Raw genomic sequence first — 15,858 nt, forward strand, 5'->3', positions numbered from 1 at the left:
AGCGGGAATTGGCCATTGTCCCCAATCGATGCTGGGAAGCTGCCGGCTGGCGGGATTCGGTCTCTGTAGCCAAGCAAAGGTTCATATCGGGGATAACTGGAAAAAGATTTAACTAAACAATAGGATAGGCTTACAACTCATCGCGCAGGCCCCGACAGGCATGTGGAAAGTGCCCGGCCAGGCACTCAGCACTCAACAACAGCGGACTCTTGTCGACAGGTGGCCTCATTGTGGATGAAGCGCCATCTGCTACAGTCCGGTCGCGAGCGGCCGGCATTCGCCGCCAGATTTCCACACAACCCGGGAATACTCGGCCCCACCTGTGAATAAACCCCAGAGCTTTTTCCACCTGCACCTGATCTCCGACGCCACAGGCGAGACGCTGCTTGCCGCCGGACGCGCCGCGTCGGCGCAATACAAGGACGCCCGTGCGGTAGAGCATATCTATCCGCTGATCCGCACCGAGCGGCAGCTGGCCGCCGTGCTCGACGAAATCGATGCTGAGCCCGGCATCGTGCTTTATACCGTGGTCGACCAGACGCTGGCGCGCACCATCGACGAACGCTGCGCGGCCATGGGCCTGCCCTGCGTCTCTGTGCTCGAGCCGGTGCTGTCGGTGTTCCAGTCCTATCTCGGCGCGCCGGCCGGGCGCCGTGTCGGCGCCCAGCATGCCTTGGATGCCGACTATTTCCGCCGCATCGATGCGCTCAACTTCACCATGGAGCACGATGACGGCCAGTTGCCGGCCGACATCGACGAGGCCGACGTCGTCCTCGTCGGCATCTCGCGCACCTCCAAGACCCCGACCAGCATCTACCTCGCCAATCGCGGCATCAAGACCGCCAATGTGCCGATCGTTCTCGGTGTTTCGATACCGGAAAGCCTGACGAGAGCCAGAAAGCCGCTGATCGTCGGTCTTGTGGCTTCCGCCGAACGCATTTCACACGTCCGCCAGCACCGGCTGCTCGGCTCCACGCCCGGTTATGACGCCGAACTTTATGCCGATCGTGCCCAGATCATGCAGGAACTCGGCTATGCGCGGCAGATCTGCACCAGGAATGGCTGGCCGATGATCGATGTCAGCCGCCGCTCAATCGAGGAAACCGCGGCCGCGATCCTTGCCTTGCGCACGCGCAGCCGCTAGCTCCGCAAGCATGAACATCTCGGCATCCTCGGCGCCACCGCTTGTCCTTGCTTCGCAAAGTCCGTTTCGGCGCGACATGCTGCAGGCGGCCGGACTGGCGTTTGAGGCCCTTGCCGCCGGGATCGACGAAAGGGCGGTCGAAGCGCCGCTCGCCGAAACCGGCGCCACACCCGGTGATGTCGCGCAAGTACTCGCCGAAGCGAAGGCGCTGGACGTCGGTGAAAAACGTCCGGATGCCCTGGTGATCGGATGCGACCAGACGCTGTCGCTCGACGATGAGCTCTTCCACAAGCCCGCTGACATGGAGGCGGCGCGCCGGCATCTTCTGCGGCTCTCCGGCCGAACCCACCAGCTCCACAGTGCCGTTGCCCTCGTCCGCTCAGGCGAGACGGTCTGGCGGCATGTCTCGGTCGCGCACCTGACCATGCGCCCGCTCACTCCCGAATTCATCGGGCGCCACCTCGCCAGCGTCGGTCAGGCCGCGCTGTCGAGCGTCGGCGCCTACCAGATCGAGGGTCAGGGTATCCAGCTTTTCGAGCGGATCGACGGCGACTATTTCACCATCGTCGGCCTGCCCTTGCTGACGCTTCTTGCCCGTCTGCGCGACCTTGGGGCGATCGATGGCTGAAACCGGGCCGCGCGCCTTCGTCTGCGGCCATCCGGTGGCGCACTCGCGCTCGCCGCTGATTCACCGCCACTGGCTGGAACGGTATGGCATTGCCGGCAGCTATGAGGCCATTGACGTTGCCCCGGAGGCGTTCCCGGCATTTCTGGGGGTCCTTGCCGGCCAGGGCTGGGCCGGAGGCAACGTCACCATCCCGCACAAGGAAGAGGCCGCGACAGCTGCCGCGGTCCGCGACGAGGCCGCCGAGTTGATCGGTGCCGCCAACACGCTCTGGTTCGAGTCAGGACGCCTTTGTGCCGGCAACACCGACTGGAGCGGCTTTGCCGCAAACCTCGATAAGGCCGTGCCCCGGTGGCGCCGGGGTCGCGAGGCGATCGTGCTGGGTGCCGGCGGCGCGGCGCGGGGCGTCATTCACGCCTTGCAGAAGGTGGGCTACCGGGACATTGCGATCGTCAACCGCACGCCTGAAAGGGCTCTGGCGCTGGCAGATCGTTTCCGCGGCGGCACGAAGGGACATCGCTGGGCCGCGCTGCCGGAGTTGCTCGCCACTGCCGACCTGCTGGTCAACACGACCTCGCTCGGCATGGACGGGGCAGCGGAGCCCTCCATCGATCTTTCCGGGGCGAAGGATTCAGCCATCGTGACAGACATCGTCTATGTCCCGCTGGAAACGCCGCTGCTTGCCGCCGCCTTCGCCCGTGGTCTTGCAACGGTCGACGGTCTTGGCATGTTGCTTCATCAGGCGGCGCCCGGTTTCGAAAAATGGTTCGGCCGGCGCCCCGAGGTCACCCCGGAGCTGCGGAACCTTATCGTCGCCGATCTGGGTGACCACACATGATCGTCCTCGGCCTCACCGGTTCCATCGGCATGGGCAAATCCACCACTGCGGCGATGTTCGCCGAGCAGGGCGTGCCCGTTCATGATGCCGATGCGACGGTCCATTCCCTTTATGCCAACGAGGCCGTCAGGCCGGTCGGCGAGGTTTTCCCGGACGCCATCCGTGACGGCAAGGTGGACCGTGCCCGCCTGTCGGCGATCGTGCTTGACGATCCGGCGGCTCTGCGGAAGCTGGAGTCCATCGTGCATCCCCTGGTCCGTGCCGCAGAGCAAGCCTTTCTCGACAAACACCGAGCCGCCGGCGTCCCGTTGGTTGTCCTCGACATTCCGCTGCTTTTCGAGACCGGCAGCGCCGACCGCGTCGACCGCATCGTTGTCGTCACCGCGCCCGCCGAGATCCAGCGCCAGCGCGTCCTGGCGCGGCCGGAGATGACGGTGGAAAAGTTCGAGGCGATCCTTGCCCGCCAGGTGCCGGATGCCGAGAAGCGCCGCCGTGCCGACTTTATAGTCGATACCAGTCTGGGAATGGAGCCGGTCCGCCGTCGGGTCGCCGAAATCATCGGTGAATTGGCGGAAAAACGGCCGGGCTGAGGCTTTGTCTCCGCCACGCTTGTTCTAAGCTGCGGAACCCGATTCGTTGCCGGACCAGCCATGCGCGAGATCATTTTCGATACCGAGACGACCGGACTCGACGCCCAGGACGACCGCGTCATCGAGATCGGCGCCGTGGAGCTGGTCAACCGCTTCCCGTCGGGGCGGTCCTTCCATGCCTATATCAATCCGGATGGTCGTGCGATCCACCACGAGGCCCAGGCCGTGCATGGCATCAGCCTCGCCGACCTCAAGGACAAGCCCGTCTTTGCGGAGATCGCCGAGGAGTTCTGTGCCTTTGTCGACGGTGCCAAGCTCGTTGCGCACAACGCCTCCTTCGACATCGCCTTTATCAATCGCGAACTGTCGCGGCTGTCACGCGAACCGATCGCGGCCGACCGCGTCATCGATTCCCTGGCGATCGCACGCCGCAAGCACCCGATGGGCCCGAACTCGCTCGACGCGTTGTGCCGACGCTACGGCATCGACAACAGCCATCGCACCAAGCACGGAGCGCTGCTCGACTCGGAACTTCTGGCCGAGGTCTACATCGAGCTTGTCGGCGGCAAGCAGGCCGCACTCGGTCTCGAGGTCAGGGTCGAGGCCGATGACCGGACCGATACGGTCGAGGTCGTGATCCCGCTCGGCGAACGGCCGCAGCCGCTTCCGTCGCGGCTGACTGCCGCTGACCGTGAAGCGCATGCGGCGATGGTGGAGGAAATCGGCGACGCCGCGCTTTGGCGGCGTTTCTCCGGTCGTCAGGCGGCAGCCGGATAGCGCCGGCCGCCCAACGCTCTTATAGCCGGGTGGTCAGCTGACCTGGACTTTCGCCTTGGCCTGTTCCTCGGCGACCTTCTTCTGGAAGATCTGGGCGAAATCGATCGGATCGAGCATCAGCGGCGGGAAGCCGCCATTGCGGGTCGCGTCGGCAATGATCTGCCGCGCGAACGGGAACAGCAGCCGCGGGCACTCGATGAAAAGTACCGGCAGCACATGCTCCTTCGGAAACCCTGCGACGCGGAAGACACCGCCATAGGCGAGCTCGACGTTGAAGAGCACGCTTTCGCCGTGCGAGGCCTTGGCCGACAGCATCAGGTTGACGTCATACTCGTTGTCGGTCAGCGAGTTCGCATTGACGTTGACATTGATGTTGATGTTCGGGGCCTGCTCGCGGCCGCGCAGCGAGTTCGGCGCGCCCGGGCTCTCGAAGGAGAGATCCTTGACGTACTGAGCCAGCACGTTGAGGGAGGGCTGGGCACCGTTGCCCTGATTGGCCGCGCCGCCTGCCGCGCCGGTTTCCTTGTTGTCGTCCGCCATTCGTAAAGCCTTTGCGTCAGGAAGGGCCTTCAACGGCCCGAATTTCGCGGTTCGCTAGCATGGTGGGCCCGGTGAGACAAGCGCGCAACGGCGTAATCGCCGACTGCCTTCCTCAAGCGGAGTTAATGGCGCTGTTTTGGATCATCGCGCCACGGCGATTCGGCGCTGCCGGCGCTCGAGAAATCGTCAGGGTCGAGGTCGATGGTCTTCCCGTCTCCTGGCGGTCGTGGTCGCCGCAGGTCGTCGGGATCGATGCCGACGTTGAACCTGACCTTCAGTCTTGAACTGACGAAGCCCCAGATGGCGTCGCGAATTGCCGGAATGAACAGCGTGAAACCGACCGCATCGGTGACGAAGCCCGGCAGAAGGAGCAGGAGGCCGGCGAACAGGATCATGGCCCCGTGCACCACCTCGCGCTTGGGGACGCGCCCCTGATCGGTCTCTTCCTGGATGCGGCGCAGGAGTCCGAAACCCTGGACGCGCAGAAGGATGGAGCCGACCAGCGCCGTCAGCACCACGATCGCGAGAGTCGCCGCGACGCCGATCCGCCCGCCGATGACGACAAAGGCGGCGATCTCGAGCATCGGCACGATAAGGAAAATCGCAAAAATTAGGGGAAATCGCACGATCCGGACTTCGTTTGTCCCGTTGCAGGGATGGCTGGGTTGGACTGCGCAAACAGCGCAGGCGCGAAGGGCATCGCCGTCAACATAGTAATTCTGCGGCCGGATTTGAATGATCGCCGGTTGCGTTCTATATGCATCTGTCAGGACGATGACGCCCGGGGTGACGGGATGACCTCGGCGAAAGTCCACTTTCGAGGCAGGTCGGCGGACACGATGGAATTTCTGGATATCGGTACTCTGTTCTTCATCGTCGCCGCAGTGGTGATCTTCATCCAGCTGCGCAACGTGCTCGGTCGCCGGACCGGCAGCGAAAAGCCGCCTTTCGACCCCTACACGGCTGGCCGCAGCCGTGAAACCGAGAACGGTGCCGCCAAGGACAACGTTGTTTCGCTGCCGCGTCGCAAAAGCGGCGGCGAGGCGGAATCGCCCTATGCGGCGATCGACGCCTACGCCGAGGCGGGAAGCGATCTCAACAAGGGCCTGCGGGCGATTCGCGATGCGGATCCGTCATTTGAACCGCGCGGTTTCGTCGATGGTGCCAAGCTCGCCTACGAGATGATCGTCATGGCCTACGCCGATGGTGATCGCAAGACACTCAAGAACCTGCTGTCGCGCGAGGTCTTCGAAGGTTTTGTCGCTGCCATCAACGAGCGCGAGAAGAAGTCGGAAAAGGTCCAGTCTTCGTTTGTCGGCATCGACAAGGCGGAGATCGTCGCCGCCGAGATGAAGGGCTCGGAAGCCCATCTCACGCTGCGCATCATCAGCGAGCTGATCTCGGCCACCCGCGACAGTACCGGGGAGGTGATCGATGGCGATCCCGAGACGGTGGCCGAGGTCAAGGATGTCTGGACCTTCGCCCGCGACACGCGGTCGCGGGATCCGAACTGGAAGCTGGTCGCGACCGAAGCCGAAGACTGAACCGGCGGTGCCCCTGTCGCCCCTACTGCGGCCGGTCGCCTTCGATCAAATCCCTGGCTGGTCCCACGACGAGGGCATGGCGACCGCCCACGGCGCCTTCGCGCGAAGTGCTGTCCGTTTCCTCGAAAAGCCCTACCGGACCGGTGCGCTTGGCATCGAGGCATCGGCTTTCGCCGGCGCGTTCAAGGCCGCGCGGGCGACGCCGCTTTCTGCTGCCGACGACGTCCGCCGCTTCTTCGAGGCGTTTTTTCGGCCTTGCCGGATCACGCCTGATGACCGTCCACGTGGCTTCGTCACCGGCTTCTACGAACCACAGATGCAGGCATCCGAGGTTCTGACAGAGCGGTTCCGTTTTCCGCTTTACCGCCGTCCGGATGATCTCGTCGACGTCGGCGAAGACAACCGGCCAGCGGACATGGATCCGTATTTTGCCTTCGGCCGCCTGAGCGACGGCGGGATCGTCGAATATTTCGACCGCGCCGAAATCGAAGGTGGCGCGCTTGCCGGTCGGGGGCTCGAAATGGCCTGGCTCGCCGATCCGGTCGATGTCTTTTTCATCCACGTCCAGGGCGCGGCGCGCCTGATCATGCCCGACGGCTCGGCGCGCCGGGTGACCTATGCCGCCAAGTCGGGGCACCGGTTCACGGGTCCCGGCGGCATCCTCGCAGAACTCGGGGAAATTCCCCTGGAATCCGTGACAATGCAGAAAATCCGCGGATTTTTCCGTGAGAATCCCGCCCGGATTTCCGAGATACTGCACCAGAACCGGTCCTTCATCTTCTTCCGCGAAGCGCCGGTTGACGACCTTTCGCTCGGGCCGGTGGCCGCCGCCAAGGTGCCGCTGACTGCTGGCCGCTCGATTGCCGTCGACCGCCTCCTGCACACCTTCGGCACCCCGATTTTCGTTCATGCACCCGACCTCGACGCCTTCGGCGCCAGGCCCTTCGCCCGCCTGATGATCGCGCAGGACACCGGCTCGGCGATCACGGGATCGGCGCGCGGCGACCTCTTCGCCGGCTCCGGCGACGCGGCCGGTGAAATCGCCGGCGTGATCCGCCACGACGCCGACTTCTTCGCCCTCGTGCCGCGCCCCTTGCTGGAGGCAAACCCTTGAGCAGCCGGGAAAAAAGGCTTTCGGCCGAAGATCGAATCCTGTGGGAGCAGGTCGCCCGAACGGCGACCCCTCTGCCCGGTCGCAAACTGCCCCAACCGGCAGCGTCGGAGCCGCTGCTGGCTACGTCAGAGGCAACCGGAAAATCCGTATCGGACCAGCGTCAGGCCACCGGTAGCCCCGGCGAAGGTGCAGGTCGTGCCCGCAGCGTGAACCAGATTCTGCGCACGCTCGACAAGCCGACGACGCAGAAGATCGCCAAGGGCCGCGTGCCGCTGGAGGCAAGCGTCGATCTGCACGGGCTTACCCAGCACGAGGCGCACGCGCTTCTGCTCTCCTTCCTGGCGCGGGCCCACGCCGCCGGCATCCGCCACGTGCTGGTGATCACCGGCAAGGGCGCGTCGCTGGGCAGCGACGGCGTGCTGCGCCGCGCCGTGCCGTCTTGGCTCGCCACCGGGCCATTCCAGCCGCTGGTGGGCGGCTACGAGTCGGCCGCCCGCCACCATGGCGGCGCTGGCGCGCTATACATCAGGCTGCGCCGCGCCGGGACGGAGCCATGACGCCGTTCGGCCAGAAGATGCGCGAAATGCGGGCCGCGCGGGGTGTGACGCAGAAGGAGATGGCCAGCGCCCTTGGCGTCAGCGCTGCCTACCTCTCCGCCCTCGAGCGTGGCCATCGCGGGGCGCCGAGCTGGGCCTTCCTGCAGAAGGTGCTCGGCTATTTCAACGTCATCTGGGATGATGCCGAGGAACTTGTCCGCATCGCAGAGAGCTCGCATCCACGCGTGGTCATCGACACCGCCGGCCTGTCGCCGGCGGCAACGGCGCTGGCCAACAGGCTGGCGGCCGAGATTGGTAATTTGGACGAGGAAGCCCTAGGCGAATTGAACGCGATCATCGCCTTGCGCACGAAATCGTAGGCAACCCTGTCGGGATCGCGGCAGCGGGATCGTCCTTGGTCGGCATGGACCACGGAGTAGAGAGAATGTCCGACCGCGCTATGAAGATGACCGGCTGGGTTCTGACCAGCCTCTTGACGATTTTCCTTCTCGGCGCGTCGATCGCGCCCAAGCTTCTGGGCGCTGAGATATCCCATCAGATCATGCGCGAGCTCGGCTGGCCGGATGGCTACGTGCTTTTGATCGGCCTGATCGAGCTCGGCTGCCTGTTGCTTTATCTCTTCCCCAGGACAAGCGTGCTGGGCGCCGTCTTGATGATGGGTTTGCTGGGTGGCGCGATGGCAACGCAGCTGCGTGTCGAAAACCCGCTCTTCTCCCACACCCTGTTCTCGATCTATCTCGGGCTTTTCATGTGGGGCGGGCTGTGGCTGCGCGATCCGGCCCTGCGCAGGTTGTTTCCGTGGCGCCGCGACTGACGAAGCCGCGGCGGCTTCGATCTCAGAACAACGCCTGCAACTCTGCCAGCCGGTCATTGACCAGCCAGCCATAATAGTTCTCCTCCGGCAACCGTGGCTCCTCGCCATTGGCCACCCGTTCGGCGTTTTCGCGCCGCAACGCGCGCGCCCTCTCGACCGGATTGCCGACATTGTAGAGCGTGGCGGTAATGCCGGGATTGGCCGAGATATCGAAGCCGGCGAACGCATTGTAGGCATCGATCGACTTGCGCAGTGTCGCCGCCACATAGGGCAGCGTCAGGTCAGGATCCATGATGGTCCGGTAGACCTCTTGCGGGTCGCGATGATCAAGCTGCGGCAACCCTGAAATACGGTTCACCGTGTCGCTCATCTGCAGAGCAGTCAGCGGGTTGAGCTGGCCGATGCCAAAGGTCTGCCCAGCATAGAAGGGCTGGAAGAACACCGCGCTGAAACGGTTGTTCGGAAACGCCTTGCCGCCCACCTGCTGGCCGCGGAACAGGCCATCCCAGACCTCCTCTCGGCATGTCCAGAGGTCGTAGCTGTCCGACAAGCCGTTGCAGACCGAGAATTCCGAGCGCTTGATGAAGTCGTCGACATCCTCGCCGTCAAACGAAAAGCTGAAGTTCGAGCCGAGGTACGAGACCGCCTTCACGTAGTAGGTCTGCAGCCGGTCATAGGCGTCGACATTGTAGGTATGCTCGCCCACGATGGCGCCGACGATATGCATCGGGGAAATGCCATATTGGCGCGCGGCGTCCGTGATCTTGCCGCGCAGCTTGGCGTCGGTCTGAAGCAGCCGGTAGACCTTCTGGTATTTCTTCTCGAAGGTTGTCTTCAGGGCACTGGTTCGCGAAGAAGAGCCGAAAGGAATTTCCGGCTGTTCGGCGTGGCGATTGCCCGGCGGCACCGGTGTTGCGGACAGCGCCGCCGACGCAATGATCGACGCCGCGAGGGAAAGGAAGACGGCGGAAAGTCTGGCCATGAAACCGGAGAACGTTGCCTGTTGCCTGTCGTGCCGCAAACGGTAGGCAATGCCTCCCGAAGAGTCGAGTATGCAAACTCGCCCTTGCGCCGCGTCTTCGCGACGGCCCGGAAATACCCCGCCCGGCTCTTGTTCCGTTATAGAATGAAACGCGACAAATCTGTGTTCTTGGCAAGGTCGCCGACATTCTTGGCCACGTAGTCGGCATCGATCTTCACGGTCGTGCCGGAACGGTCCGGCGCATCGTAGGAGATGTCGTCGAGCACCCGTTCCATGACGGTCTGCAGCCGCCGTGCGCCGATGTTTTCCACCGATGCGTTCAGGTCGACGGCGATGCCGGCGAGCGAATCGATTGCGTCGTCGGTGAATTCCAGGGTCACGCCCTCGGTTTCCATCAGCGCCACATACTGCTTGATCAGGCTCGCCTCGGTCTCGGTCAGGATACGCCGGAAATCCTCCTTCTCCAGCGCCCGGAGCTCGACGCGGATCGGCAGCCGGCCCTGCAATTCCGGCAGCAGGTCGGAGGGTTTCGAGACGTGGAACGCACCCGACGCGATAAACAGGATATGGTCGGTCTTTACGGGCCCGTATTTGGTCGCCACCGTGGTGCCTTCCACCAGCGGCAGCAGGTCGCGCTGCACGCCCTCGCGCGACACGCCCGCGCCCATGCCGCCGTCGCGCGCCGCGATCTTGTCGATCTCGTCGAGGAAGACGATGCCATCATTCTCGGTGTTGGCCAAAGCGCGATTCACCACTTCGTCCTGGTCGAGCAGCTTGTCGGACTCGTCCGCGATGAGGTGCTGGTAGGACTCCTTGACCGTGGTCTTGCGCGTCTTGGTGCGCCCGCCCATTGCCTTCGACAACATCTCGTTGATGTTGAGCACACCGACATTGCCGGGCATGCCCGGAATGTCGAGCGTCGGCCCGGAATTGTCGGCCACCTCGATCTCGATTTCCTTGTCGTCGAGTTCGCCATTGCGCAGCTTCTTGCGAAAGCTGTCCTTCGTTGCCGGGCTTGCGGTCTTGCCGACCAGCGCCTCGAGCACTCGCTCCTCCGCGTTGATATGCGCCCGCGCCTTGACGTCCTCGCGCATCTTTTCGCGCACCAGACCGATCGCCACCTCGACGAGGTCGCGCACGATCTGCTCGACGTCACGCCCGACATAACCGACCTCGGTGAACTTGGTCGCCTCGACCTTGATGAACGGCGCACCGGCGAGCTTGGCCAGGCGCCGCGAGATTTCCGTCTTGCCAACGCCGGTGGGGCCGATCATCAGGATATTCTTTGGCATCACTTCTTCGCGCATCTGGCCCTCGAGCTGCTGGCGCCGCCAGCGGTTGCGCAGCGCGATCGCGACGGCGCGCTTGGCGTCCTTCTGGCCGATAATGTAGCGGTCGAGCTCGGAAACGATCTCGCGCGGTGAGAATGTGGTCATGTTCTGATCTCGTTCGTTTCAAGGCCGTGCTGCATCAAAAGACAGTCTCCGGTGCGGCCGACCAGGTGCGGAATGGGACGGTAGCCCGCCTTTTCATAGGCGCGGATGGCACGGCGGTTGGCTGGATCCGGGTCGATGATGATCGAAGAATAGCCCTCGGCGCGCAGCATGCCGGTAAAGGCGGTCACCGCCGCCGATCCGATGCCTTTTGAAAGGTTCTCCGGATCGGCCAGCGAGATGTCGACACCGACGGTTTCGGAGGGGAACTCCGCCAGCCATGGATGCGTTTCGATCCATTCGGCGTTCTGGTGGTCGCCGAGGTGCCAATACTGGATGTAGCCGACCGGCGTCTCGCCGAACAGGATGATGAAGGGACGTGACGAGTCGCGGCCTTCCACCATGTCTCGGATGAAGCCGAGCTCCTCCTCCGGCTCGCCCCACCATTCACGCATGTGCGGCCGCTCCAGCCAGTCGCGCAGCATGGCGTAGTCGCCTGGAACGACCGGCCTGAACGAGAATTCGACGGTGTCAATCCGCATCGAGGGTTTCGACCACGATGTTCTGGTTGGTGTAGACGCAGATATCGGCGGCAATCTGCATCGCCTTGCGCGCGATCGCCTCGGCGTCCGTTTCGGTGTCGATCAGCGCGCGCGCCGCGGCCAGTGCGTAGTTGCCGCCCGAACCGATCGCCATGACGCCATGTTCGGGTTCCAGCACGTCGCCGGTGCCGGTCAGCGCCAGGGTGACGTTCTTGTCGGCCACCAGCATCATCGCTTCCAGCCGCCGCAGATAGCGGTCGGTGCGCCAGTCCTTGGCCAGTTCGACGCAGGCGCGGGTGAGCTGGTCGGGATATTGTTCGAGCTTGGTCTCGAGCCGCTCGAGCAGCGTGAAGGCGTCGGCTGTCGCGCCGGCGAAGCCGGCGATCACGTTGTCCTTGCCGAGGCGGCGCACCTTGCGCGCATTGCCCTTCATCACCGTCTGGCCCATCGAGACCTGGCCGTCGCCCGCAATCACCACCTTGCCGCCCTTGCGGACGGTCACGATGGTCGTGGCGTGCATGCGGATTTCGTCAGACATCAAATGCTCCAGTGGTCAGCGCGCGGGATGCCGGTTCAACCGGCCTTATTTATGCAGGGGCGGCCCAAATGCAAATCCCGCCGGCGTCGTGGCCGCCTTGCTGGCATATTGCAGCGGCTGCTGGTAGAAGCTGCGCCGAAGCTTTCTTCGGGGAATTCGCGTATGGACGCCGCTACCGGCCGCAGCGCCACCATCAGCCGCAAGACCAGCGAGACCGCGATTTCGGTCTCGGTCGAGCTCGATGGTACCGGCAAGTTCGACATATCGACCGGGGTCGGCTTTTTCGACCATATGCTCGAGCAGCTGGCGCGTCATTCGCTGATCGACATCACCGTCAAGGCCGAGGGCGATCTTCACATCGACGACCACCATACGGTCGAGGATACCGGCATCGCGATCGGCCAGGCGATCGCGCAGGCCTCCGGCGAACGGCGCGGGATAACGCGCTATGCCTCGCTCGATCTCGCCATGGACGAGACGCTGACAAGCGCGGCGGTCGATGTTTCGGGCCGGCCGTTCCTGGTCTGGAACGTCGCCTTCTCCTCACCCAAGATCGGCAGTTTCGATACCGAGCTGGTGCGCGAGTTTTTCCAGGCGCTGGCGCAGAACGCCGGCATCACCTTGCATGTGACCAACCGCTACGGCGCCAATAACCACCACATCGCGGAGACCTGCTTCAAGGCAGTGGCGCGCGTGCTGCGTGCTGCGTTCGAGGCCGATCGGCGCCAGCATGGTGCGATCCCCTCGACCAAGGGCACGCTCGGCGGCTAGGAAGCGGAACATGGCAAGCTATGTCGTCATGGAACCGCCCGGCGACCGGCCGTCGGCCGATCCGGTTTTCGTGCGTGACGGATTTGCCTGGCTCGGGCTCATCCTGCCCCTCGTCTGGCTCCTGTGGCACCGGCTCTGGATCGAGGCGCTGCTTTTCCTCGCGGTTTCGCTCGGCCTTGGTGTGTGGGCCGAATATGGCGCCGGCGCCGCGATCGTGCCGGTGCTGTCCTTACTGCTGGCGCTGTTCGTCGGCCTTGAGGGTGCAGCACTGCGCCTTTTTGCCTGGCGCCGTCGCGGCTGGAACGAATGGGGCGTGGTGGAGGCTGAATCGCGCGAGGACGCCGAAACCCGCTATGTCGCCGAAGCGATGCGGGATGCGCCGTCGCCACAACCGGCTCTGGCTCCGGCGTCGATGACGCCTAACCGTACGGCCACCTCCGGCGACGGTCCGGCACTCGGCCTGTTTGATTATCCCGGTCGAGGCTGACGATGCGGGTCGCGATCATCGACTACGGTTCGGGCAATCTCCGCTCCGCCGTGAAGGCATTCGAACGTGCCGCGCGTGAAAGCGGCACGACCGCCGAGGTCGACCTGACAGCCGACGCGGACAGGGTGCGCTCCGCCGACCGGATCGTGTTGCCGGGCGTCGGCGCCTATGCCGACTGCCGCGCCGGGCTCAACGCAGTGCCGGGCATGGTCGAGGCGATCGAGGCGGTGGCGATCGAACGGGCGCGGCCCTTTCTCGGCATTTGCGTCGGCATGCAGCTGATGTCGGAGCGCGGGCTGGAAAAGACGATCAGCGAAGGGTTCGGCTGGATCGCCGGCGACGTGAAGGAAATCAAACCGGCCGACCCGGCGTTGAAGATCCCGCAGATCGGCTGGAACACGATCGAACTGACACGCGACCACCCTCTCTTCAACGGCATTGCGACGGGCTCCGACGGCCTGCACGCCTACTTTGTCCATTCCTACCAGCTTGAAGCGAAGAACGCCGACGAGCTGCTGGCCGTCACCGACTATGGCGGGCCCGTAACGGCCGCGGTCGGCCGCGACAATCTGGTCGGCACCCAGTTCCACCCCGAAAAAAGCCAGGCACTCGGCCTCGCCCTGATCGCCAATTTTTTGAGGTGGAAGCCGTGACGACCAAGATCCTCTTCCCGGCCATCGATCTGAAGGGCGGCGAGTGTGTGAGGCTCGAACTCGGCGCGATGGAGAGCGCCCGCGTTTACAACGCCGACCCGGCGGCGCAGGCGAAAGCCTTCGAGGATCAGGGATTCCAGTGGCTGCATGTCGTCGATCTCGACGGTGCCTTCGCCGGTGAAAGCCGCAATGGCGCGGCTGTCGAGGCGATCCTGAAGTCAACGAAAAATCCGGTTCAGCTCGGCGGCGGCATCCGCACACTGAACCATGTCGAGAACTGGCTCGCCAAGGGGCTTGCCCGCGTCATTCTCGGCACGGTCGCGGTGCGCGATCCCGGTCTCGTCAGGGAAGCGTGCAAACGCTTTCCCGGAAAGATCGCGGTCGGCATCGACGCCAGGGGCGGCAAGGTCGCGGTCGAGGGCTGGGCCGAGGCTTCCGAACTCGGCGTCGTCGAGCTCGCGCAACGCTTCGAGGGGGCTGGCGTGGCGGCGATCATCTACACTGACATCGACCGCGACGGCGTGCTTGCCGGCATCAACTGGGAGGCAACCATCGACCTTGCCGACGCGGTAACGATCCCGGTCATCGCTTCGGGCGGCCTCGCCTCGATCGCCGATATCGTGCGCATGACCATGCCCGACGCGGCACGTCTGGAAGGTGCGATCTCCGGCCGCGCGCTTTATGACGGCCGCATCGATGCCGCTGAGGCGCTGGCGGTGCTACGGGGCGATATCGAAGTCGAACCGGCGATGTTCGAGGATGGGCGATCATGACTCTTAAAGCCCGCGTCATCCCTTGCCTCGATGTGAAGGACGGCCGCGTCGTCAAGGGCGTCAATTTCGTCGATCTCGTCGATGCCGGCGATCCGGTGGAAGCCGCCAAGGCCTATGACGCGGCCGGTGCCGACGAGCTCTGCTTCCTCGACATCACCGCCTCGTCCGACAACCGCGAGACCATCTTCGACGTCGTCGCGCGCACCGCCGAGCAATGTTTCATGCCGCTCACCGTGGGCGGCGGCGTACGCGCCATCGCCGACATCCGCAAGCTGCTTCTGGCCGGCGCGGACAAGGTCTCGATCAACACAGCCGCGGTGAAGAATCCCGATTTCGTCGCCGAGGCGGCCGACAAATTCGGCAATCAGTGCATCGTCGTGGCGATCGACGCCAAGAAGGTGTCCGCGCCGAGCGAGGCCGACCGCTGGGAGATCTTCACCCATGGCGGGCGCGAGCGCACGGGCATCGACGCGGTCGCCTTCGCGCAGGAGATGGTTGCGCGCGGCGCCGGCGAAATCCTGCTGACCTCGATGGACCGCGACGGCACCAAGGCCGGCTACGATCTGCCGCTGACCCGCGCAGTCGCCGACGCGGTGCGTGCCCCGGTGATCGCCTCGGGCGGTGTCGGCGCGCTCGACCACCTGGTCGAGGGTATTCGCGACGGCCACGCCACGGCGGTCCTGGCGGCATCGATCTTCCATTTCGGCACCTTCACGATCGCCGAGGCCAAGGCGCATATGGCGGCTGCCGGCATTCCGATGCGCCTCGACCCGGCCATGACGGGACAGGCGGCATGAGCGAATTCTCCCTGACCGACCTCGAGAAGATCATCGCCGAGCGGGCGCGCTCCGGCGACACGCAATCGTGGACGGCGAGGCTTTTCGCCGGCGGCACCGAAAAGGCGGCCAAGAAGCTCGGCGAGGAGGCGGTCGAGACGGTGATCGCGGCGATGAAGGGGGAGCATGACGGCCTCGTTTCCGAAAGCGCCGATCTCCTCTATCATTGGCTGGTCGTGCTCGCGCTGGCCGATATCCCGCTGGCCGAGGTCATGCGGGAGCTCGAGCGGCGCACGGCGCAGTCGGGCATCGCTGAAAAGGCGGCTCGCAAGGACGGCTGAGGCGAAGCGGAACGGAGAC

The 15,858-nt window shown here is 64.5% G+C and carries 22 protein-coding genes; 16 read left to right on the forward strand and 6 right to left on the reverse strand.

The window, feature by feature from the left end; genetic code table 11:
* The first annotated feature begins 244 nt into the window (after positions 1 to 244).
* The 5 genes from FQ775_RS18900 to dnaQ are packed head-to-tail and all read left to right on the forward strand — an operon-like array spanning position 245 to position 3,974.
* Positions 245 to 1,144, forward strand: coding sequence for a pyruvate, phosphate dikinase/phosphoenolpyruvate synthase regulator (locus FQ775_RS18900; protein WP_206064905.1), 900 nt, complete (start codon positions 245 to 247; stop codon positions 1,142 to 1,144).
* Between the two features lie 10 nt (positions 1,145 to 1,154).
* Complete coding sequence (locus FQ775_RS18905) at positions 1,155 to 1,772, forward strand: Maf-like protein (protein ID WP_146300486.1); 618 nt, start codon at positions 1,155 to 1,157, stop codon at positions 1,770 to 1,772.
* On the forward strand, positions 1,765 to 2,607 hold the full coding sequence (locus FQ775_RS18910; protein WP_146300487.1) for a shikimate dehydrogenase: 843 nt from the start codon (positions 1,765 to 1,767) through the stop codon (positions 2,605 to 2,607). The genes FQ775_RS18905 and FQ775_RS18910 overlap by 8 nt, the downstream gene beginning before the upstream one ends.
* A complete protein-coding gene (gene coaE, locus FQ775_RS18915; RefSeq protein ID WP_146300488.1) occupies positions 2,604 to 3,197 on the forward strand; it encodes a dephospho-CoA kinase in 594 nt (197 codons plus the stop codon). Before FQ775_RS18910 ends, coaE begins: the two co-directional genes overlap by 4 nt.
* A 60-nt stretch (positions 3,198 to 3,257) precedes the next feature.
* A complete protein-coding gene (gene dnaQ / locus FQ775_RS18920) occupies positions 3,258 to 3,974 on the forward strand; it encodes a DNA polymerase III subunit epsilon (protein WP_146300489.1) in 717 nt (238 codons plus the stop codon).
* 33 nt (positions 3,975 to 4,007) lie between these two features.
* Here dnaQ and secB read toward each other — a convergent pair whose 3' ends face one another.
* Positions 4,008 to 4,514 carry a protein-export chaperone SecB gene (gene secB, locus FQ775_RS18925; RefSeq protein WP_146300490.1) on the reverse strand — a complete coding sequence of 169 codons (507 nt, stop codon included), beginning with the start codon at positions 4,512 to 4,514 and terminating at the stop codon, positions 4,008 to 4,010.
* Between the two features lie 122 nt (positions 4,515 to 4,636).
* Positions 4,637 to 5,140, reverse strand: a complete 504-nt coding sequence (locus tag FQ775_RS18930) for an FxsA family protein (protein WP_146300491.1) — start codon at positions 5,138 to 5,140, stop codon at positions 4,637 to 4,639.
* A gap of 213 nt (positions 5,141 to 5,353) precedes the next feature.
* Between FQ775_RS18930 and FQ775_RS18935 the strand changes: the two genes are divergently transcribed.
* From FQ775_RS18935 to FQ775_RS18955, 5 genes are all read left to right on the forward strand, one after another.
* On the forward strand, positions 5,354 to 6,058 hold the full coding sequence (locus FQ775_RS18935) for a Tim44/TimA family putative adaptor protein (RefSeq protein ID WP_146302012.1): 705 nt from the start codon (positions 5,354 to 5,356) through the stop codon (positions 6,056 to 6,058).
* A gap of 7 nt (positions 6,059 to 6,065) precedes the next feature.
* Positions 6,066 to 7,172, forward strand: a complete 1,107-nt coding sequence (mltA, locus tag FQ775_RS18940) for a murein transglycosylase A (protein WP_246730176.1) — start codon at positions 6,066 to 6,068, stop codon at positions 7,170 to 7,172.
* Positions 7,169 to 7,729, forward strand: coding sequence for a Smr/MutS family protein (locus FQ775_RS18945; RefSeq protein WP_146300493.1), 561 nt, complete (start codon positions 7,169 to 7,171; stop codon positions 7,727 to 7,729). The genes mltA and FQ775_RS18945 overlap by 4 nt, the downstream gene beginning before the upstream one ends.
* Positions 7,726 to 8,088 carry a helix-turn-helix domain-containing protein gene (locus FQ775_RS18950; protein WP_146300494.1) on the forward strand — a complete coding sequence of 121 codons (363 nt, stop codon included), beginning with the start codon at positions 7,726 to 7,728 and terminating at the stop codon, positions 8,086 to 8,088. The genes FQ775_RS18945 and FQ775_RS18950 overlap by 4 nt, the downstream gene beginning before the upstream one ends.
* A 65-nt stretch (positions 8,089 to 8,153) precedes the next feature.
* Positions 8,154 to 8,543: a DoxX family protein gene (locus FQ775_RS18955; protein WP_146300495.1), complete on the forward strand. Its 390-nt coding sequence runs from the start codon at positions 8,154 to 8,156 to the stop codon at positions 8,541 to 8,543.
* 22 nt (positions 8,544 to 8,565) lie between these two features.
* On the opposite strand, the gene FQ775_RS18960 is transcribed toward FQ775_RS18955, so the two are convergent.
* The 4 genes from FQ775_RS18960 to hslV all read right to left on the reverse strand — a co-directional run bounded on the left by FQ775_RS18960 (position 8,566) and on the right by hslV (position 12,038).
* The gene (locus tag FQ775_RS18960) at positions 8,566 to 9,525 is read right to left on the reverse strand and encodes a DUF1402 family protein (RefSeq protein WP_146300496.1); all 960 of its coding nucleotides are present in this window, start codon (positions 9,523 to 9,525) and stop codon (positions 8,566 to 8,568) included.
* Positions 9,526 to 9,662: 137 nt separating this feature from the next.
* Positions 9,663 to 10,961, reverse strand: coding sequence for an ATP-dependent protease ATPase subunit HslU (hslU, locus tag FQ775_RS18965; protein WP_146300497.1), 1,299 nt, complete (start codon positions 10,959 to 10,961; stop codon positions 9,663 to 9,665).
* Complete coding sequence (locus FQ775_RS18970) at positions 10,958 to 11,500, reverse strand: GNAT family N-acetyltransferase (protein ID WP_146300498.1); 543 nt, start codon at positions 11,498 to 11,500, stop codon at positions 10,958 to 10,960. Before FQ775_RS18970 ends, hslU begins: the two co-directional genes overlap by 4 nt.
* Positions 11,490 to 12,038, reverse strand: a complete 549-nt coding sequence (gene hslV / locus FQ775_RS18975) for an ATP-dependent protease subunit HslV (protein ID WP_146300499.1) — start codon at positions 12,036 to 12,038, stop codon at positions 11,490 to 11,492. Before hslV ends, FQ775_RS18970 begins: the two co-directional genes overlap by 11 nt.
* A 162-nt stretch (positions 12,039 to 12,200) precedes the next feature.
* Here hslV and hisB point away from each other — a divergent pair, with 162 nt between their 5' ends.
* The 6 genes from hisB to FQ775_RS19005 are packed head-to-tail and all read left to right on the forward strand — an operon-like array spanning position 12,201 to position 15,839.
* On the forward strand, positions 12,201 to 12,809 hold the full coding sequence (gene hisB / locus FQ775_RS18980) for an imidazoleglycerol-phosphate dehydratase HisB (RefSeq protein ID WP_146300500.1): 609 nt from the start codon (positions 12,201 to 12,203) through the stop codon (positions 12,807 to 12,809).
* Positions 12,810 to 12,819: 10 nt separating this feature from the next.
* Entirely contained in the window at positions 12,820 to 13,296 is a 477-nt protein-coding gene (locus FQ775_RS18985; protein ID WP_146300501.1) for a DUF2628 domain-containing protein, read from the forward strand.
* Between the two features lie 2 nt (positions 13,297 to 13,298).
* The gene (gene hisH, locus FQ775_RS18990) at positions 13,299 to 13,949 is read left to right on the forward strand and encodes an imidazole glycerol phosphate synthase subunit HisH (RefSeq protein WP_146300502.1); all 651 of its coding nucleotides are present in this window, start codon (positions 13,299 to 13,301) and stop codon (positions 13,947 to 13,949) included.
* Complete coding sequence (hisA, locus tag FQ775_RS18995; RefSeq protein ID WP_246730177.1) at positions 13,946 to 14,722, forward strand: 1-(5-phosphoribosyl)-5-[(5-phosphoribosylamino)methylideneamino]imidazole-4-carboxamide isomerase; 777 nt, start codon at positions 13,946 to 13,948, stop codon at positions 14,720 to 14,722. The genes hisH and hisA overlap by 4 nt, the downstream gene beginning before the upstream one ends.
* Positions 14,719 to 15,519, forward strand: a complete 801-nt coding sequence (gene hisF / locus FQ775_RS19000; protein WP_146300503.1) for an imidazole glycerol phosphate synthase subunit HisF — start codon at positions 14,719 to 14,721, stop codon at positions 15,517 to 15,519. Before hisA ends, hisF begins: the two co-directional genes overlap by 4 nt.
* Entirely contained in the window at positions 15,516 to 15,839 is a 324-nt protein-coding gene (locus FQ775_RS19005; RefSeq protein ID WP_146300504.1) for a phosphoribosyl-ATP diphosphatase, read from the forward strand. Before hisF ends, FQ775_RS19005 begins: the two co-directional genes overlap by 4 nt.
* Positions 15,840 to 15,858 lie beyond the last annotated feature (19 nt).

This window comes from Nitratireductor mangrovi, from assembly GCF_007922615.2.
GTDB lineage: Bacteria > Pseudomonadota > Alphaproteobacteria > Rhizobiales > Rhizobiaceae > Mangrovimarina > Mangrovimarina mangrovi.

Bases quoted from the DNA above. Each gene is read 5' to 3' on its own strand.
- hisH (WP_146300502.1), top strand. From the start codon at position 13,299: ATGCGGGTCGCGATCATCGACTACGGTTCGGGCAATCTCCGCTCCGCC.
- FQ775_RS18960 (WP_146300496.1), bottom strand. From the start codon at position 9,525: ATGGCCAGACTTTCCGCCGTCTTCCTTTCCCTCGCGGCGTCGATCATT.
- FQ775_RS18910 (WP_146300487.1), top strand. From the start codon at position 1,765: ATGGCTGAAACCGGGCCGCGCGCCTTCGTCTGCGGCCATCCGGTGGCG.
- FQ775_RS18955 (WP_146300495.1), top strand. From the start codon at position 8,154: ATGTCCGACCGCGCTATGAAGATGACCGGCTGGGTTCTGACCAGCCTC.
- hslU (WP_146300497.1), bottom strand. From the start codon at position 10,961: ATGACCACATTCTCACCGCGCGAGATCGTTTCCGAGCTCGACCGCTAC.
- FQ775_RS18950 (WP_146300494.1), top strand. From the start codon at position 7,726: ATGACGCCGTTCGGCCAGAAGATGCGCGAAATGCGGGCCGCGCGGGGT.
- FQ775_RS18985 (WP_146300501.1), top strand. From the start codon at position 12,820: ATGGCAAGCTATGTCGTCATGGAACCGCCCGGCGACCGGCCGTCGGCC.
- dnaQ (WP_146300489.1), top strand. From the start codon at position 3,258: ATGCGCGAGATCATTTTCGATACCGAGACGACCGGACTCGACGCCCAG.
- FQ775_RS18935 (WP_146302012.1), top strand. From the start codon at position 5,354: ATGGAATTTCTGGATATCGGTACTCTGTTCTTCATCGTCGCCGCAGTG.
- hslV (WP_146300499.1), bottom strand. From the start codon at position 12,038: ATGTCTGACGAAATCCGCATGCACGCCACGACCATCGTGACCGTCCGC.
- hisB (WP_146300500.1), top strand. From the start codon at position 12,201: ATGGACGCCGCTACCGGCCGCAGCGCCACCATCAGCCGCAAGACCAGC.
- secB (WP_146300490.1), bottom strand. From the start codon at position 4,514: ATGGCGGACGACAACAAGGAAACCGGCGCGGCAGGCGGCGCGGCCAAT.
- coaE (WP_146300488.1), top strand. From the start codon at position 2,604: ATGATCGTCCTCGGCCTCACCGGTTCCATCGGCATGGGCAAATCCACC.
- hisF (WP_146300503.1), top strand. From the start codon at position 14,719: ATGACTCTTAAAGCCCGCGTCATCCCTTGCCTCGATGTGAAGGACGGC.
- FQ775_RS18905 (WP_146300486.1), top strand. From the start codon at position 1,155: ATGAACATCTCGGCATCCTCGGCGCCACCGCTTGTCCTTGCTTCGCAA.
- FQ775_RS19005 (WP_146300504.1), top strand. From the start codon at position 15,516: ATGAGCGAATTCTCCCTGACCGACCTCGAGAAGATCATCGCCGAGCGG.
- FQ775_RS18970 (WP_146300498.1), bottom strand. From the start codon at position 11,500: ATGCGGATTGACACCGTCGAATTCTCGTTCAGGCCGGTCGTTCCAGGC.